Genomic DNA, 16,904 nt, shown 5'->3' with positions numbered 1-16,904 from the left:
AATTCGGCCTAAATTCAGATTGGATGTGATGAAAGGCGACGGCGTGTCAGCCGATGATGCCCATCACGTCGGATTCCTTCATGATCAGAAGGTCTTCGCCATTGAGCTTGACTTCGGTGCCCGACCACTTGCCGAACAGGATGCGGTCGCCAGCCTTGACGTCCAGCGGGACCAGCTTGCCGGCTTCGTCGCGGGCGCCGGAACCGACGGCAATGATCTCGCCTTCCTGCGGCTTTTCCTTTGCCGTGTCCGGGATGATGATCCCGCCCGCGGTTTTGGATTCGGATTCGACCCGGCGAACGACCACGCGGTCATGAAGCGGGCGGAACTTCGACTTTGCCATTTTTTCTTCCTCGGTGAGAGCGGTGAGAAACACCGTCCGGCCCACGCCGGACAAACTGCAAAGCCCGGCTTTGCCGGACCCGTTGTTAGCACTCATCACGAGTGAGTGCTAACAACGAGGGGATTAAGGGGTAAGCCGGAGATAGTCAAGACGAAATAGGGCAGGCGAACGAGCAAAAGTTCATCAAGCTCTCAGGCAAGGGACCACGGCACGTGAGCGAAGCTGGCATCAGCCGGCCGGAGATTCCTCAAAGGAAACAAGCGCGCCTGAATAGGCGCCGCAACATCAGCCGAGCCGTTGCAGAAGCAGGGGACGGCCAACTGGCAGACGCCGATCTCGACAGCCGCGACAACCGCCTCGGTACATACGATGCTCCAGTCGATGGCGAGATCGTGAAGCGCCTCGCACTTTGACATTGCCTCCTGGATTTTGTTTTCGCCGAAGGTGCTGATGCCGACCTGGAAGGCATATCGCAGGATCTGGGCCGGCACCGTCTTGGTGACTGGCAGCAAACGCACGGAGGCTCGGTCGCGCCCGGCCCGTGCGCAAGCAAGCGTGATGCGCTCTTCAACCGACGCCAGATTGGTGCGGAAGCGGGTAAGGGGATTAGGCCCGAAGCGTTCGACGTCCTCGGGCGAAAGCGGCGGATTGTTCGTGCCCATTGTGATCTGCCCATCCGCCGATTGAAACAGTTGAACACTCCTGCTGACTTCGTCATTTGGCATTCTCAGCAGTGCGACAAGTTTCGACAATTTATGTTCGCCTACCATTCCCAGCGGCTTTGGAGTGCTAAGAGCCTGTGAATTTCTTTGAAGAATCCGTTGCAACGCCTGCATGCTGCGCGGGGGGCTGATCAGGCAGCGAGACTTGCGAACTGCTTGGGCCAGGAGGCATTCGGATTGAAGGCGTATCTCGCTTGTGGTTTGCTCAAAACCAGGACGCAGGGGTTGCTGCCGCTTAACTTAGGTCGGCCAGCCCACCACGGCTGTCGCCGCATCACCGCACCTGCGCACAGGTGCGCTTCGCGAGGAAGTCCATGCGAGAACAAACCCACTCGCAGTGCTGGTAGTCGGCAAGCGGTTTTGTCGCTGCCAAGCTCATCAGGTGCGCTCAATCTGCCGCGGCACCCGACGCCCTCAGAATGGACATGGCGCGGTCGATTCACACTAGAGCCGCCCCGGTAGGATCGGCTCCGTCGGCCAGACCAGACGGTGGCTGACCTTTCTCAACTCCAACCAATCAGGGGCGCCAGGAACAGGTCTGGGAGTGGCTCGCGAGTGACATCGGTACGCGAGGCAGCGCGCCTCGTCCAAGGGTGAAGATGCGCAGCCGAACTTGATCTGCCACATGCCGGCTTCGAACTTCGCCCACGCGACCGTTTCTGGCGAAGTGACCCTCATTACACCTGTGTAGTTGGCGTAGGTTGGGGACAGATTTTCTAAATAGTCCGGCGGAGCCGAGGGCCGACTTCCTCGAACCCCTCCCGTAAGTAGAAATCGAGCGTGCGTTTACATTTTGGTTGCGCGGGTGCTCCAACCTCAAGTCGCTTCCAACCACGAGCGCGGCCTTCCTGCAAGGCGACCTCGAGCAGACAAGGGGCAATCCCTTTGGAGCGCATCTCGGGTCGAACATACAGCTCCGAGATCTGGCCGAACTTGCCTCCTGCATAGATCGCTGTGCACTCATTCAGTACGATTATGCCGGCCGGCTCGCCACCTTCACTTGCGATTACAGCGACCGCGCCAGCGTTGGCAAGCACTGTCGCCGACGAAGTCAGGCGTGGGCGCTTTCCCGCCAGAGAGTTCATCGAGTAGCGCGTGAATGAAACGGGCGACCGTCTCTGCGTCCAATGAGTTGGCCCGTCGAGTAGATACGAAGGCATGGTTTCTCCTTCTCCTAGTGGTCGGCGTCCCGATTCGTGCTGCCAATCGCAACCTGCGCTGGCAAAAAACGGAACTGGGAATCCGTGTACGATGGAGGGCTGCTCTCCTGTATGGCAAGCCATTCTTGGGAATGCAAAACCGTCGCACGCTCGTCCAAGCCAGGAATCCCTTACACCATCTGACCGCACTCGAAGCAAGATTCTGCTTAGCTGCTAGCGAGGACCGAGCTTGCGGACCCCGACAGACCCCATGGTCACCGTCGGGCGATTTCCCCAATCAGCCGAACATATTCGCCTTCCGGTTGCCCATATGTGCCAGCTGCTTGGGCAACGAGGCCATGGCGGTCTCGAATGACGATTTCACCTCGTCGCGAACGGATGAGGCCACGGCCCTCGAGCACTTGGAGCCCAACGGTGACCCCCGGCCGCCTTACGCCGAGCATAACAGACAAGAACTCGTGTGTGATCGTAATGCGTTTGTCGTGAATTCGGTCGTCACACATCAGCAGCCACCGCGCCAGGCGCTCTTCAAGACTCGCCCGTGCGTTCATAAGGGCCGTATAGCTCGCCTGAATGTGAAGATAGTGGACATAGCGCAAGAGGAAGAGACGCAACGTCGGGCTGTCCACCAGAATCGTCTTGAATGGCTCAACTCCGATTCGCACTGCATTGCCTGCGAATTGCACGTAACAATCGTGCGCGGCATAGTCGGCACCCATCACCAGCGCGGAACCAGTCATTCCCTCTAAGCCAATGAGGCCAACTTCGGCATCCTTGCCGTCCGAAGTCATCGCGACAACAGAGCCGATGCCTTCCTCGAGGAAGTAAATCGCCTCTATCCTTGAACCGGCAGTCTCCAACGGCATTCTCAGATCAAGGGCACATCGCTCAAAATGCGGCTCCAAACGCGCGAGGTCGTCCGCGTTAAGCCGTCGCAGCAATTCGTTTTTGTAGGAAGCATTCACTGGATTGGTCATGGCTCAATCCCACTTGGGGCAAGAGCATTCCAATCTCCTTGCCGTCCGCGCCCGTAAAAACGTGCAGACGATCTTGTGACACTACGCGCCTTGGTACGACAATGACAGCGGAATGCGAATCGATGCACGGCGAGCCCCCGCCGCGTGATTACAAAAGACGCGAGAAGTATGTCAGAGTGGGAAACGTACCAAACTCAGCTTTGTACGAAACCGACATTCTGAAGTCCCAGCTCTTTCCCGTTACCTGTCGTCCTAGCGCGCCGATTCCCTTGAGCTTCGTGATAATCGCACGAACTCCGGCATTTAGAGCCGGCGCGCTTTCAAATCGTAACTGTTCACTGAGAACGACACCTCGCGCTCGGGGATGCCGCTAGATGTAACCGCTCCCCAAGGCCGCAGCGCGTCCGGTCGGCCGCGTTGGGGGGCGGAGGATTTATGTTGTCGTTCGCCGATCGCTCGGATCTACGATTGCTCGGAAAGTTGCGTCGGCGGGACGTCAGCAACACTCAGCGTGTCCGATAGAAATGCCCTAGTGGCGGCTGGCGGATTTATTCTGTGCGGGGACACTTCCGGATCGAGTGATGTCAGCCCGGGGCCGTCTGGTCCAATGTCGCGCGGATAGCGCCGAATCCCAACTCATCGATGATCATGTTGTGGCGACTGGCCGTCACCACATCCTGCAGGATGGGCGGCCGTTCGGACTTGCCTTTGTTCGAGCTCAGTTTCCGCTGATGACGGAGCATGAGGTACTTTGGCGAATTCACCCGGCCAATCTACATTCGCGCTGCCGCGAGAATGTTGTGCAGGCTCGGCCTCAATGTGCCGCACCGCACATCCGTGGTTATCGGGCGTCCGCGACGCATGGGCGCGGTCCGAGATCACGAGTGCTGTAGGCACTGGCTAGCATGCCGCGCCCGGCTGTGAACGAGGCGACATGACATTGCCGTGTATACGCAGGTGCGCGCGCCGGGGTCGCTTGCTTTTAGCGAACTTGCGTGGCTGTATGGTTTATGAAAATGGCCGGGGGGCTATATGACCATATACCTGTTTCTAGTGTCGCTGCATTCGGCTTGCTTATCCCACTCTACTTTATTCAGCGTGAACCGACCATTCTCGAGACTTTACGGCCAGGCAGGGGTCGCCTGGGACCGAAAATTAGCTGCGGTGATTCAGGCGGATTTCGGTTGAGGAAAACAGTGCGGCCTGTCGTCGCCGGGTGGAGGGGAGCGTGGCGATGGGCTTAAGCAGGTTTGAGAGACCAGTCGTCGTTCAGGTCAACCGTAACAGCTCTGAACGCATCGTGCTTGAGGTGAATGACGCGGCAACTATTTTGATGCGGGATCTTCGTTCTCAGACCAAGAAGCGGAATGCAGCGATGGATGCCTGTCTGCACGTGTTGCGTGGTGAGGCTCATCCGCCAACTGCAAGGCGGGCATTCGTTGCGGCCGCGCTCGAGGCGAAGATTCTACGCGGCGATTAGACTAGCGCGAAGGTCGGCCGGATATCCATTCAGGTTCAATCCTCCTCCCGATCGAAGCATAGAATGGGAAGTCCCTCTGCGTGATCATGGCGCGATCAAGCAGGATGGCGCGGAGCATGCCTCCGGTGATCTAGGTTTAACAGCTTCCAACGCCCGCAGACTTGGCTCAGCTATTGAACAGAAATGCCGCCTGGAACTCCCGAAGGGCGCCTCGACCGGTGCAGAGGGTTCATTTGAAGATCACCTCGACGCATGGCGGACACCCTCGCGCCCGACACCGCCTGCTTCGTACCACCAACGGAGTTGCTTTGAAGACATTCGCTCGGTGTTGATCCCAACTCCCTTGTTCCAAAGCTTCCGCCACAGGACGGATACGGTTCTTGGGCGGCAACCCGGTAAATCGTGCCATTGGCGTGACGCACGACCTGCTCTCCATACTCGAAGCGAATGACGGGAGCTGAGCGGCCTTGAATTTCTCTTCCTGAGCCACTGTCATGTCACTGGCTATCTGTGGAAGAAAGTACCGTCCCTGCTTAAGCGTCGAACGGTAGGCGGGCAAGGCGGGTCGCGAACTGATCCAGGGCAGGGTGATCCACCGCCACCCCAGATAAGTAGACGGCCAGACTGCTGCGAGGAAGTCGAACGCTGGACACGCATGGCCACCGACGGACCGTCACGCGCCTTCGTGCGCCTTCTTCGGATGGATCCTGATGTCGGCCTGCTGGCGCGGACCCGGACGGTCTGATCGCCGTCTTCAACCTCGAAAACGGAGAGCAGTCATGGCAATCCCTCCTTACACAGCTCCTTCGCGCAATGCCTATGATATCGTGATCGTTGGTGACGCGGTAGTCGGCTCGTCGACGGCGTATTGGCTGAACCAGGCACTGGGCAAGGACGCCTCGATCCTCGTCGTCGAACGGGACAGCAGCTATGAATTCTCTTCGACGGCGCTTTCCACCAGTGCGATCCACCAGCAATATTCCAATCCGATCAACGTGAAGATCAGCCAGTTCGGCATCGAGATTATCCGGAGGTTCCAGGAGCGAATGGCGCCATTCTACGCCTGTGCCGGTGCCCGATCTCGGCTTCAAGGAACACGGATATCTTTACTGCTGCTCGCCAGGAGGCGTGCAAGCGGCGCGCGAACGGGTCAACTTGCAGCGCAGCCTCGGTGCCCACACCGTGTTCCTCGAGCCCGGCGCTTTAAAGCAACAGTTTCCGTGGCTGAACGTGCGTGGTCTTGGCGGCGGCTCGTGGGGCGCTCGCGATGAGGGCTGGTTCGATTCCATGGGGATGCTGAATGGCTCCGCCGCGCAAGCTGTGCCAGCGGCGTCGAATTATCGACAATGCCGTGACCGCGCTGGATGTCATTGGCGGGCGAGTCATGTCGGTCCGGCTGGCGACGGGCGAAACGGTGACCTGCGGAACGTTGGTCAACGCTGCCGCCCGCGGGCCCAGCAGGTCGCCGCTATGGCCGGCCTCTCTATCCCCGTAGCGCCTCATAAGCGCTACAGCTTTGTCTTCGCCAGCCCAATGCGATCCCAGGCCGAATGCCCATTGCCATCGATCTTTCCGGCACATTCCTGCGTCCGGAAGGCGAGCTTTTCCTCGCCGGCAACACGCCACAGGGCGATGGCCCGGCCGGCTATGACGACTTCGAAATGCATTTCGATGAGTTCGACGAGTATATCTGGCCGGCGCTGTGGCACCGCATTCCGGCCCTCGCTGCTCTAAAAGTGCAAACCAGTTGGACCGGCCCTTAGCGAGTACAACATGCTCGACCACAACGGGCATCGTCGGCTTCCACCTTGAGGTGACGAATTTCATGTTCGCCAATGGCTTCTCAGGCCACGGCTGCAGCAGCCCCCCGCGTGGGCCGGGCAGTGTCGGAGCTGATCATCCACGGCGGGTTTCAGACACTCGACCTGTCGCCATTTTCCTACCAGCGAATTTCGCGCAACGAACCGTTCCTCGAGGAGGCTGTGATCTAGATCCAGGCCGCTGGGTTGTCTTGCGATGACGCTGACTACGACGTTGGAATGATCGGTCGCAAGTCACCCCACGGCTCAAAAGGAGACGGCGCGCTTTAGCTTAGTGCCCACCTGACCTTTGTCGTGATCGACGCCAGCCAAGGAGCAACAGCTGCCGACGTTAGTGCCGAACTGGAGGTGGCGGCTCACGCTTTCTCCAACAAGGCTCCGCATGGATGTGCGATCCGATGATTGTCGCAGCCGCGCTCCACGCCGGCGACGCAGGAACCTGGCTGCGGCTCGGTCAACCCTCGAATTGACTTGTCTTGGTCAAAAGCAACCCATCGCACCAAACGTGGTCTACGCAGCCCCACTCACAGGCGGCAGCAGCATCCGGAAAAAAACCACGTCCATTGAGATTTGCACTCGTGTTGCAGAGCAGCGAAATGCCCGTGAGTTTCTCGTATTCTGTGAGAAGTTCTGCAATTGGGTGTTCGGAAGCTCTCGAAACCGTCTGAAGTCGCGCAGTTCCGTCCAGATGGACGACCGCCGGGATTATTTCTTTCCACTCCGAACGGGTTCGGTGGTCGAACAGCATATAAGGATCCGGCGTGCCGGGGTCAAACATGTCAGGTGCACGATCCTCCAAGCATATTGGCGCTACCGGCCGGAAGGGCTCTCGCACTTTGATCTTGTTGAGATGGTCCTTCATTTCCGGCGAAGTCGCAGCCGCCAGAATGCTTCTGCCTCCCAAGGCACGTGGACCAAGCTCTGCGCGGCCTGCAAGGAACACCACAGGCTTGTTGTCGGCGAGCAAACCGGCAAGGTCTTTCAGGCTGAAAGCAGCAGATTGCCAACCGGGGGGAATCTTGCCATGGCCCACATTCGGCCCGCTGTAGACTGACCAGTCAAGATGCACGAAACCTTTATCGGCGGCCAGCGCGCAGCAAGCGGCACCAATCGCCGATCCGCTGTCGTTTGGAAACGGAGGTACCCAGACTGCGTCGAACAAACCGCTCGCCCGAAGGGCGCTATTCCATTTGATATTCAGCCCGCATCCGCCGGCGATGCACAGGTTACGGGTTTCCGGAACCAAGTACCGACGCAGTGCGCTTTTCAGTTCCCGGACGAGAAGACGCTCTACAAAGGCATGGAAAGAAGCAAGTATATCCTCGGGAGTTTCGGAAATCAACGCCGAGGCGCTAGCATCGAAGAAGTCGTGTACAGCAGTGAGCAGCGCCTCTTCGCTGTGAGTGTTGTTCCTGTAGTCCGACGCGTGGTCTGTATCCCCGGCGAAACGGTCGTCGTAAAGCTCCTGAAACACATTCACGATGTGTTCACGGACTACTCCAAGCGCGATATAAGCCATCAACTTGCCGGCGATGCCCAGATTCCAGCCAGCCCGCAGTTCTTGCCTGTAAGGACCGAAATGTTGACCCGCGGCGGCATAGGCATGACCTATCATTGGAAACAGGCTGCCAACAAATCTCACTCCACTTGGCTCGACGTAGTAAAGCCGCGGAAAAATGCAGCCGTCCCATACCAGGCAAAGCGCCGGTTCTTCTGCTTTCGCGAATGAACTGGTGCAGTATGCAGAAGCCACGTGCCCAAGAACATGCGGGTAGCTTTCGTAGGAAAATACCCCGTTGTCGAGCACGAGACCGGAACCTTCATAGGCCTTCAGTGGGTTTTCGGCGTCCCACTCCACATATGGCGCGCCATTGAGAGTGATCGGGGAGCCCTTGCTCAAAACATGGAATTCCGACTGGATCTCACCGTCCCATCCGTCAATGACGAAGCGGTCGATATCGCCCGGAGCCAGCCCGTTTTCAGCCAGAACATCTACGACCGTCTCAAGCCGCTCGATATGTTGGTACCGTGGGTTATTATCAAGCTTCTCCTGCTCGACGCAAAAGATTAATCTGCCGTCTTCCACGACAGCAATTCCGCCGTCGTGCGTCAGCTTAATACCGCAAATGCGCATAGTAGATCCTTGTCGAGGTGACCGTAGAGCAACCGCTGAAAACGGCTGGGAAACATAGTCGTGGGTTTTGATGTCGCGCTATGCGCTATGATGCGGGACCGGTAAATTAGATTGTTTGGATATGAGGCATCCGCGCGATGAATGATCAGGTCTGCCGCGTGATCTAGAAGATGGTGGACACGGAGCCCCAGCGCTCTGTTGAGCAAGCCACCCGAGCCAAGCTTGCCGTCTGCGTCCTCTCGTGACGGCGACCCGCACGCCACCTTCAGCATTTGGTTGTTGGCAACTGCCGGTCAGCAGCCCTTGGCGCCTCAACGCGCCGATCGGCTGTTCGACAGCGCTAGGCCGCAAACTCATAAACTGGGTATCGTGCTGATGTAAGTTCTGATTCAAGGCTTCTTTTGGAGGCTTTGATCCGTCGGTATGAATTGAGCGATTTTGAATGGGGCATCATCGCGCCTCATCTCCCCACCAAGGTCCGCGCATGGCACGCGTTGACGACCGCAAGGTGCTCAACGGCATCCTGTGGCGCTTCCGCACCGGCTCACCCTAGGCCGATGTGCCGGAACGCTATGGCCCCTACACCACCTGCTGCAACCGGTTCGTACGATGGCGCAAAGCCGCGGTCTGGGATCGGCTTCTGGCGGCGGTTTCCAAGTTTGACGGCGAGATCATCATGATCGACAGCTCCTGTGTCCGCGTTCACCAGCACGCTGCCACGGCAAAAAAAGGGGCGCTGACGATGGCTGCATGGGACGTTCCCGCGGCGGCCTCGCGACCAAGAATCCCCGCGCTCGTCGATGCCGAAGGCCGGCCGATCGACCTTGTCCCGACGGCCGGACAGGCACATGAAGGCAAGCCGCCGCCATGCTCGATGCCCTCCAACCCGATGCAATAAGGCTTCCAACGGCTTCTGGCCTCGCGTGACAACTCGAGTGCCATGGTCACCAGCTCGTGCTCGAACCTCATAATCGACGGATACGAGTTGTTCTTGCTGAAAAAGTGCTAGGTAGGCTGCCTTGGCGAGATCGATGGCACCATCGTCAAGAAGCAGGCCCCGATCATTGATCCACCGGTCGCAAAAGGTCGCGCGTGGATCGTTATCTGCCGCACGCGCTTGCAGAAGCATTTTCGGCTTCAATCTGGCTTCTACCTTTTCTAGAGAGCAAGGCGTCTTCATCTGAAAACACCGACTGGTTCCGGGATTTCGAGTACGCTGCTTTGCTATGAGTTTCACTAGTCTTCATGATAGCTCCTCCGCCCGCCACAACTTGCCAAGGGCAAGCCTGACATTACCGACCAGCGATACGGAAGTGCTGCTGATTTGCGTCGATTTTCGAGAAACTCTTACTGAGTAAAAAATGGAGAATCGAATAGTTGGTCGGACCAGACTGTCGGGAGCTGATCTGTTGTTCATCTACCGAGGCTGTTCACGCCGGGGGCACCGGCTCGGAGAAATGGCACAAGCCGGCACGCCCCTGCTCGGTATCCGATCGCTCCAACGACATTCAGCAATGCGCCGTCGAGCATGTGCGGTCTTGTGGCCATGCATGAAAACCTGAGCTCGAACTGGCGAAGGAGGAATTGCGCGATTATGTCGGTCGTCTTTCGCGGGAACTCCCCGCCGTCGACCGGCTCTCCGAGGAATGCTGAGCTCCATAGCGCATTGATGAGATCAACGTTTATGGGGCGGCGTATCCGGGCCAGACCCTTGTTCGTGCCGGCGTGCTAGTCCGCGCGATACGTCAGGCTGCCAACGTTCCGTGTAGCCGCCGTCACCTTGCTTACGATGTGTGGGCTGGTACCTGTTCACGGGCCAGGTTGATGCCGAGAACGACTCGGCCCCTCTCTTCGCTGGGATTGTCGGCCGGCGCCTTCGGCGATGTCTAATAGCTGACAATGTAGTAACAGAAGCCGACTTTCGGATGTTTTGAACCGCCTTTTTTGCATTGGCGCGGTACACGCAACTCTATCCGCATTATAAGGAGCCGTTGCTGAAGTCCTCGTCGACGAGAGAACCCTCGGTAATCCAGCCCGCCCGGACGAGGCCCTTGACGAAAATGCCAGTCGGATTGTGGATCGCGTTGAAGAAGACGTCAATTGAATACGCGTCTAAATCGTCATAGGTAAGCCGCGAGAGCAGTGACGAGCCTTCATGATTGTAAAGGTCCTTCGATGTTTTGCCGGTACTGTAGAAATAGCGCTGGCCACCTTCGAAGGAAAAAACTGGAGGGGCCGCTGCCCAGGCTATAGACGCGGACTCGGCGTTCACCGGCACTGCGGCGGTAGCGCCCGCTGTCATGCCACAAAGCGCCACAGATGTCAGAAACAGCCGTTGCATCAGATATTTGCCTTATTTTCCGATTCTGTCGAAAACTATTCGCGTTGCAGGTTGAGCTTGAGCGCTCCATGGCGAGACTATCTGGGAGACAGGTCGAATCTCATCCTGATCGCCGCGCCGCATGAGGGCTCGGATCAGCTTTCCCTCTGAGGTGGGCGTTTCAGGATGCAGATGAGAGTTACAACCTTCCACAGGTCTACTTGGCCTGCGCCTCCAATGTCGCCCGGGCCTGTTTCCAGCCCCGATGCGGTCGGTTTCGTCGGCCCGCGCCGTCAGCATCAGAACCGGCACGTCGTTGTTCGCGCGGCTGCGCTTGAGCGCCTCTAAGCCGTCCATGTCAGGCAGCCTGACATCGAGAATTACGGCTTGGGGGGTACTGCCGCGCGATGTCGGCAATGCCCACCCCGCCGTGTCCGCCGTTAGCACACGAAAGCCGTAACCCGTCAGATATTCCGCGAGCATGGCGGACAGGCGCCTGTCCTCAACGACGATGAGGACCTGGTCCGCCATGCTCGTTTGTCCGCTCCGATTCGAACCTGCGCTCGTACAGAGCTTATTCGCGATCTTCGAGATCCTCGAAATCGTCGAGCAACTGCTCAAGCTGCTCGGCCGTCAAGACCTCGGCGGCATCCAGCAGATCGGTCGTCAGCGCGCGCAAAGCCTCGTCGGCCCACTCGACAATCTCGGCGCGCACCTCCTCCACTGCGTCGGGGTCGAGGGTTGGCGCGCTGAGCAGCTCGGCGAGATCATTGTGCGCCTGGATTAAGCCCTGTTTGATCAGGCGAATATGGTTATGGACCTCGTCGGTGATCGCCGCCAACTCTTCTTCCTGCTCGGGCGTGATGTCAAGCTCAGCGAGCTTGGACTCTAAGTCATGCGCGCAGTAGCCCGTCCCATGGCGGAGGCTGGTCTGCATGTGCATGTCGGGTCCGCCGTGGCCGCCGCCGACGTCGAAGCGCTGCACGCGTCCGTAACCCTGGCTGAGCGCGCCAGAGACGCCGACGCTGGCAAGCGTGACGACCGCAATGCCGCCGATTGCGATGCGCTTGCCCCAGTTCTTCGACTTCGGAGTGCGGGAGAAATGGTGACGAAGTTTCTGCCACGCAGCGGGTTCAGGTTCGGCCATAAACATATTCCTTTGAATGTTGGTCGAGTGGAATGCCTGGATCAGTAGAACCGGCATTTGCACCAGATAGGTTTGTGCCAGTTAGAAGGCAAGAGAATATAAGTATATTTCCGAATATATCCGAGTATTTTGCGGGAACATGATGCAATCGGGCATGTCGCCCACAGGTGAAGAGGTATACGAACATATATTTAATAATATAGTCTGACTTATTGTTCAATTTCTGGATTGATGTGACGGTGTCGGGAGCCGCGGCGACTCCACGTACTCCTTATGACTGCTGGGCCTGAGGGGGGGGCGTCATCCGATAAGCAACGGCCGAGGGTTAAGCCAGCTGGCCGGCGCAGTGCCTCATGCACAAGAGGCGGGCCCTATGTGGATATTCACAAGGAGCGGATTTCGATCGCGGTGGCAGCGAGCTGACGCGGCGGGTCGCTGGAATATTCGGCGAGATTCCCAATGACGCTGATGCCATCAAAAAGCTCTGCAACCGTCTAGGCATCCCGGCAAGCCGCTGGCGTTTGGCTATGAGACCGGCGCGTGCGGTTATGGCCGTTATCGCCAACTCACAAGCCTGGGTCATCGCTGCGACGTGGTGGCGTCATCGCTGATTCCGAGGCGGCCTGGCGATCGGGTGAAGATAAACCGTCGCGATGCCACCATGCTCGCCCGCCGCAATCGGGCCGGAGAGTTGACCCTCCGTCTGGGTGCCCATAACGATCACGAAGCCATGCGCGACCTGATCGCCTGTGTAGTCCCGTCGTGCGACAGATATTGACGCGAGCGCATGAACATCTTCGCGATTTCTGCTGCGTCACGGGCATAAGCAAGAGCGTAGGGAGGCCTGGCGTTTTGACATTGGCCTTCGAACATCGCATCCATGACGGCATCGACGTAGTCCTGAATCCGACCTGCTGAGCGGGCGCCGGTTCATTCCGGGATCGGGCTGAGTATCTGTTCCTGGACCTGCTGCAGGCGTTGCACCTGATATCCGCAGTCCAAGTGTCTCGATCGCCGATCGAGTGGCGGGCCAATTTCTACGCCAAAGGCCGTTGTCAGCAATCATGTCGGTGGAAGGAATCTAGCGATTGGTGCCCGCGTCTGGTGGCAACGATGATTTTGATCGCGCGCTCAATCTTCTTTAGGGCTAATTTGCGCATGTACATGAAGCCAGTTCCCGCTGCGGCGAAGGTCGTGGCGCATGCTGCGCGGATGCCTCGCCGGCATGGCATCGTTCGTCCCTGCAATCGCGCGCCCCATGAACACCTCGGCTGGCCACTTGGATCAGATTCTCCACAATGGAGGGCGGAAGGTGACGGGCAGGCACCGCAGGCAGGGAACGACGAGATGCTAAGTAGGCGGACATTTGTTCACTAAGATACCATAGGAAGTGAATAGAGGCGGCGTTCTGGCAAAGTGAGGCTGCGACACGCACTGACTCATGAGGAGACGCAGCGGCTTTGCTTTCGCACTGGAGCGCTGCGGTGGGCGTTGTGAGCGAGCCTGTCGAGAATGGCGGCGGCCCCTGATATTTAGCTCGGCGATGATGCCATCTGGCCACAGGCGGTGATCAGGGTGGTTTGCCGATAGCGTTTCTCGACGATTTCGAACAGATGGAAGTGCTGCTCCTCAATGAGGGAGTGCGTTCCGAAGTCGTCGAGGATGAGGAGCCGCACGCGCGTGAGCTTGTAGATGAGGCGGCGGCAGCGGCCATCAATGCGGGCGAACGCCAGGCCCTCGGAGGGCCGTAAAACGCGCAGGTAGATCACGGAATGATCGAGCCGTGCCGCCTGACGGTCGAAGGCACAGGCCAGCCATGACTTTCGATCCCGGTCTGGCCGGCGACGACCAGGTTCTTGTGCGCCTTCAGCGAAACTTAACGAAACAAGAACGATACCGATGGCATGGCGAAGCTCGCTGAGGCCAGCTTTGAAGCGGCCGCTTTGGCTCACCGTTTGATGTGGCGGCGAGGTTCAAATGTCCCCCGTGGGGCAAAAATGTCACTTGCACGCACGAGGATCAGCCCCATCTAACCGGCTCCCCCGGGTTGTAAGGGCAGATCGGGCGGGCGAGGGACACCAGGAGTGGGGCTGCAGCCCAAGCTTCTTTGAATAGCAGACACCATTCTCCCAGGAGAAGGCATGTATAGGCAGCACGAAGATACACCAGGATGGGATCGGTCCAAGGCCAATCGACTCTATAAAGCATTGAAGAAGCTTATCGTTGATTTTAAGGTGCCCCCCGATACGCGACTCGACCCACGTCTAATCAGCCTTACCCTGAAAACGAGCGTTACCCCGTTACGCGAGGCATTGATTCAGATCGAAGCCGAAAAGTACATCGTCGGATCTCCTCGCAATGGTTACTACACAAGAAAGCTGGATACAAAGCAATTATCAGATGAGTATGGTGTTGTCAACGCAATACTTCAGGGTGTTTTCAGGGAAGGTCCAGATGAGCATTCCAAGCTGTGGTCGAAGCTTCCTACGATCCCCAGCTCAAACGACTGTATTTTGTTTGGGGAGTTCCTCGAGGTATTTTATGAGAAGATCGCAGAGGGTGGAAACAATGGAAAAATGCTGGATCTCGTTCATGAGTTCAACATCCGAACGAGATATGTACGTCTTTTGGATTTGCAACGGCCGGAGCGTCTATCATGTATTATAAGTGATGTGAGACAGCTTGTAGAGCTTCTTGACAAAGGAGACAAAAATGGGGCGATCGAAAATATTGGTCGGCAATTCAGTGCGATAATTGAAACCGTCCCCGTGCTTGTGCTGGAGGGTAATCTTCGTGCCGGGGATACGAAAGAGAGCTGGTTGAAGACATTGCAGTCGAATTTCGACGAGAGCTGACCGGCGGTTTCCACTGAGATGTGGCTCTGGCTCACTTTTGCTGCTGTTGCTGCCGGCGCTTTTGCGGTTTCCCCGGAGGATTAACTAAATGCAACATCTCGCGCCTGACGGATTGGCGCGGTGATTGATGTGAAGGTTATAGCGAACACCGCTCAAAAGCTTCGATCGCGCCAATTTTCGGGAATCTGTCCAGACCGGGGGCCAGCCGGAGCGTTCAAAGTAGATATGTGCGTCGGCCCGCTGGCCCGCTCCTCGTCGTACGGACGAGCATACGCTGGTGCTGCTGCGGGGGCTGGCACCGCATACCCCCGACGCCGTCATCGCCGGCATTCTCAACGAACAAGGCCGCCGAACGACGTACGGCACCGCTTCGGCGCGCCACGCCGAGGCTCGCCGGCGCACCACCCCTCGTCGGCGACAGACGTCACGGTCTCGCCCGAAAGGAAACTCTCCTCAATAATCTGGAGCTTCTGTTCGGTCCGGGCTTCATACCCGCCGGTTAGATTCATGACGAAGTGGTGCGCCAACCGCCATGGCGGCCTCGATCACCTTGTCGCGCGTGGCGATCCACCGTAACGCGGTTCTCAGGGCCAAGCCTTGAGTTCGGGCTCGTTGACGTAGCCAGGCAGGAAATCGTCGATCTGGCTATGCCTTACGCGGCATACGCATGAAGACCGGAGGCGAGGTCGCCGCCAAACGGACCAACGAGACGCCCCGCCGGTCATCTGGAGGGGCGGGGCTGCGGACCCAACCATTGTGGTGGAACGTTCAGTACATCTGAGCTACTGTGCCAATTGGTTAGGCGGCGCATCGAGCCAAATGCGCACTTCGAATTCATCCGACGCGCCGGCCGGAAAGATCACGGGCTGCCCCCTGGACAATGACGGGACGAAGGCTCGCACCCGCGTTACCGACAACGGGACTTGTGGAGTCGATGAGGCGGGGCCATCACATGGATCACACGGCCTTCGGGCGCTTTCGTCGATGCCTATTCGAAATTCTCGGTCCTACGTGGCGCCGTCATTCCGGCGGCGGAGGGCGACACGATCTGGTCCAACACGCAGGCCGCATATGAGAATCTGACGGCGCTGCTCAAAAATATTCGTATTCATCGCAATGCCTACGACTACGCAGCTGTGAGCCCCGCGCTCCACAACCGAAGAGGAAGTCCTAACATCGACGATCTACGAGACCCGTGCAGTCCCTAGCCCAGCAGTTCACATGGCGTTTTCCGAACGCAATACAGGCGGCGCATCCATGGGGCGCTCCGTCTTCTTTTTGGAGCGAACACCAAGATGAAGTTTGGCCTACGGGTTGAACGCTCGATCTCGGCGCTCGCCGGAAGCATAGTAAAGTTCAAGACAGAAAAATCGCCGACCGCGTGGCTAACGCGGGGCCGTAACACTGCGCTTCGGACAGGACCTTGGCCCAATCGACCGCGTGGTCCCGGGCCATGGAGTTCGCTGCCTGCCCGGCATCGTGGATGCGCGCCCCAGGCCTTCATGGCTATTACCCATCGGGTTATGCCTGGGGAGCAGGGAGGATTTGCTCCCGGGTTAATAGCTAGGGCGATCGTCTCAGAAGCGACGCACATCCGGAAATGGTATCACCTCCGCCTGTCGGCGGGGCTGTTTGAATTCTTCGAAGGCGACCGCCTCAATTATAGCGTCCAAGGCTTCACGCCCCGTCTGGCTCATCGGGTCATCACCACCAAGATAGTGGTACGCCCGATCTAAATGCACCCGGGCCGCGGAAAAATCGCTCTTCATTTAACCTCTCAGTAGCCGCCGCGTCAGCCCTCTACGAGGTCAGTGTCGCGCAACGGTCAATATACATAGGACAATTTGATTTAAACTTGACACATTAGGAGGAGTAGCATGCTCGGACGATGACATTTTGCCGGTACTGTGCCGCAGTGAGAGCTGGCCTCGCAAGCCGCTGAGCAA

Annotated in this window: 13 protein-coding genes and 3 pseudogenes; 6 read left to right on the top strand and 10 right to left on the bottom strand. The window is 58.1% G+C overall.

Features of this window, described 5'->3' with window-relative positions; genetic code table 11:
* Positions 1–46: 46 nt before the first annotated feature.
* The 4 genes from groES to LB577_RS03160 all read right to left on the bottom strand — a co-directional run bounded on the left by groES (position 47) and on the right by LB577_RS03160 (position 3,202).
* Complete coding sequence (gene groES, locus LB577_RS03175) at positions 47–343, bottom strand: co-chaperone GroES (protein ID WP_013533567.1); 297 nt, start codon at positions 341–343, stop codon at positions 47–49.
* A gap of 191 nt (positions 344–534) precedes the next feature.
* Entirely contained in the window at positions 535–1,095 is a 561-nt protein-coding gene (locus LB577_RS33415) for an alanine racemase (RefSeq protein ID WP_224685522.1), read from the bottom strand.
* A gap of 686 nt (positions 1,096–1,781) precedes the next feature.
* Positions 1,782–2,150, bottom strand: a complete 369-nt coding sequence (locus LB577_RS03165; protein WP_224685521.1) for a GNAT family N-acetyltransferase — start codon at positions 2,148–2,150, stop codon at positions 1,782–1,784.
* A 329-nt stretch (positions 2,151–2,479) separates the two neighbouring features.
* Positions 2,480–3,202 carry a Crp/Fnr family transcriptional regulator gene (locus LB577_RS03160; RefSeq protein WP_224685520.1) on the bottom strand — a complete coding sequence of 241 codons (723 nt, stop codon included), beginning with the start codon at positions 3,200–3,202 and terminating at the stop codon, positions 2,480–2,482.
* A gap of 1,234 nt (positions 3,203–4,436) precedes the next feature.
* Between LB577_RS03160 and LB577_RS03155 the strand changes: the two genes are divergently transcribed.
* The 4 genes and pseudogenes from LB577_RS03155 to LB577_RS03145 all read left to right on the top strand — a co-directional run bounded on the left by LB577_RS03155 (position 4,437) and on the right by LB577_RS03145 (position 6,445).
* A complete protein-coding gene (locus LB577_RS03155; RefSeq protein WP_041163934.1) occupies positions 4,437–4,682 on the top strand; it encodes a DUF982 domain-containing protein in 246 nt (81 codons plus the stop codon).
* Between the two features lie 710 nt (positions 4,683–5,392).
* Positions 5,393–5,725, top strand: a pseudogene (locus LB577_RS33410) (FAD-dependent oxidoreductase); the annotation flags it as partial.
* Between the two features lie 22 nt (positions 5,726–5,747).
* Positions 5,748–6,146, top strand: a pseudogene (locus LB577_RS33405) (FAD-dependent oxidoreductase); the annotation flags it as partial.
* Positions 6,147–6,232: 86 nt separating this feature from the next.
* The gene (locus tag LB577_RS03145) at positions 6,233–6,445 is read left to right on the top strand and encodes a hypothetical protein (protein ID WP_224685518.1); all 213 of its coding nucleotides are present in this window, start codon (positions 6,233–6,235) and stop codon (positions 6,443–6,445) included.
* Positions 6,446–6,956: 511 nt separating this feature from the next.
* Here LB577_RS03145 and nodU read toward each other — a convergent pair.
* Entirely contained in the window at positions 6,957–8,636 is a 1,680-nt protein-coding gene (nodU, locus tag LB577_RS03140; RefSeq protein ID WP_224685517.1) for a nodulation protein NodU, read from the bottom strand.
* 413 nt (positions 8,637–9,049) lie between these two features.
* Between nodU and LB577_RS03135 the strand changes: the two are divergent.
* Positions 9,050–9,489, top strand: a pseudogene (locus LB577_RS03135) (IS5 family transposase); the annotation flags it as partial.
* 1,125 nt (positions 9,490–10,614) lie between these two features.
* Here LB577_RS03135 and LB577_RS03130 read toward each other — a convergent pair.
* The 4 genes from LB577_RS03130 to LB577_RS03110 form a co-directional block, all read right to left on the bottom strand.
* Positions 10,615–10,977: a hypothetical protein gene (locus tag LB577_RS03130; protein WP_224685516.1), complete on the bottom strand. Its 363-nt coding sequence runs from the start codon at positions 10,975–10,977 to the stop codon at positions 10,615–10,617.
* 12 nt (positions 10,978–10,989) lie between these two features.
* Positions 10,990–11,487, bottom strand: coding sequence for a response regulator (locus LB577_RS03125; protein ID WP_224685515.1), 498 nt, complete (start codon positions 11,485–11,487; stop codon positions 10,990–10,992).
* Between the two features lie 43 nt (positions 11,488–11,530).
* Positions 11,531–12,103, bottom strand: coding sequence for a Spy/CpxP family protein refolding chaperone (locus tag LB577_RS03120; protein WP_224685514.1), 573 nt, complete (start codon positions 12,101–12,103; stop codon positions 11,531–11,533).
* Positions 12,104–13,635: 1,532 nt separating this feature from the next.
* Positions 13,636–14,055 (bottom strand): ATP-binding protein, encoded by a 420-nt coding sequence (locus tag LB577_RS03110; RefSeq protein WP_283257906.1) that lies wholly within the window; start codon positions 14,053–14,055, stop codon positions 13,636–13,638.
* Between the two features lie 189 nt (positions 14,056–14,244).
* On the opposite strand from LB577_RS03110, the gene LB577_RS03105 reads away from it, so the two are divergent.
* Positions 14,245–14,958 carry a GntR family transcriptional regulator gene (locus LB577_RS03105; protein ID WP_224685513.1) on the top strand — a complete coding sequence of 238 codons (714 nt, stop codon included), beginning with the start codon at positions 14,245–14,247 and terminating at the stop codon, positions 14,956–14,958.
* 1,577 nt (positions 14,959–16,535) lie between these two features.
* On the opposite strand, the gene LB577_RS03095 is transcribed toward LB577_RS03105, so the two are convergent.
* Entirely contained in the window at positions 16,536–16,727 is a 192-nt protein-coding gene (locus LB577_RS03095; RefSeq protein ID WP_224685512.1) for a hypothetical protein, read from the bottom strand.
* Positions 16,728–16,904 lie beyond the last annotated feature (177 nt).

It is taken from the genome of Mesorhizobium sp. B283B1A, assembly GCF_020165735.1.
Lineage (GTDB): Bacteria > Pseudomonadota > Alphaproteobacteria > Rhizobiales > Rhizobiaceae > Mesorhizobium > Mesorhizobium opportunistum.
This window is presented reverse-complemented; position numbering and strand designations above follow the sequence as displayed.

Excerpts from the sequence above, each read along its gene's own strand:
- groES (WP_013533567.1), bottom strand. The coding sequence starts at position 343 with ATGGCAAAGTCGAAGTTCCGCCCGCTTCATGACCGCGTGGTCGTTCGC.
- LB577_RS03165 (WP_224685521.1), bottom strand. The coding sequence starts at position 2,150 with ATGAACTCTCTGGCGGGAAAGCGCCCACGCCTGACTTCGTCGGCGACA.
- LB577_RS03160 (WP_224685520.1), bottom strand. The coding sequence starts at position 3,202 with ATGACCAATCCAGTGAATGCTTCCTACAAAAACGAATTGCTGCGACGG.
- LB577_RS03155 (WP_041163934.1), top strand. The coding sequence starts at position 4,437 with ATGGGCTTAAGCAGGTTTGAGAGACCAGTCGTCGTTCAGGTCAACCGT.
- LB577_RS03145 (WP_224685518.1), top strand. The coding sequence starts at position 6,233 with ATGCCCATTGCCATCGATCTTTCCGGCACATTCCTGCGTCCGGAAGGC.
- nodU (WP_224685517.1), bottom strand. The coding sequence starts at position 8,636 with ATGCGCATTTGCGGTATTAAGCTGACGCACGACGGCGGAATTGCTGTC.
- LB577_RS03130 (WP_224685516.1), bottom strand. The coding sequence starts at position 10,977 with ATGCAACGGCTGTTTCTGACATCTGTGGCGCTTTGTGGCATGACAGCG.
- LB577_RS03125 (WP_224685515.1), bottom strand. The coding sequence starts at position 11,487 with ATGGCGGACCAGGTCCTCATCGTCGTTGAGGACAGGCGCCTGTCCGCC.
- LB577_RS03120 (WP_224685514.1), bottom strand. The coding sequence starts at position 12,103 with ATGGCCGAACCTGAACCCGCTGCGTGGCAGAAACTTCGTCACCATTTC.
- LB577_RS03105 (WP_224685513.1), top strand. The coding sequence starts at position 14,245 with ATGTATAGGCAGCACGAAGATACACCAGGATGGGATCGGTCCAAGGCC.
- LB577_RS03095 (WP_224685512.1), bottom strand. The coding sequence starts at position 16,727 with ATGAAGAGCGATTTTTCCGCGGCCCGGGTGCATTTAGATCGGGCGTAC.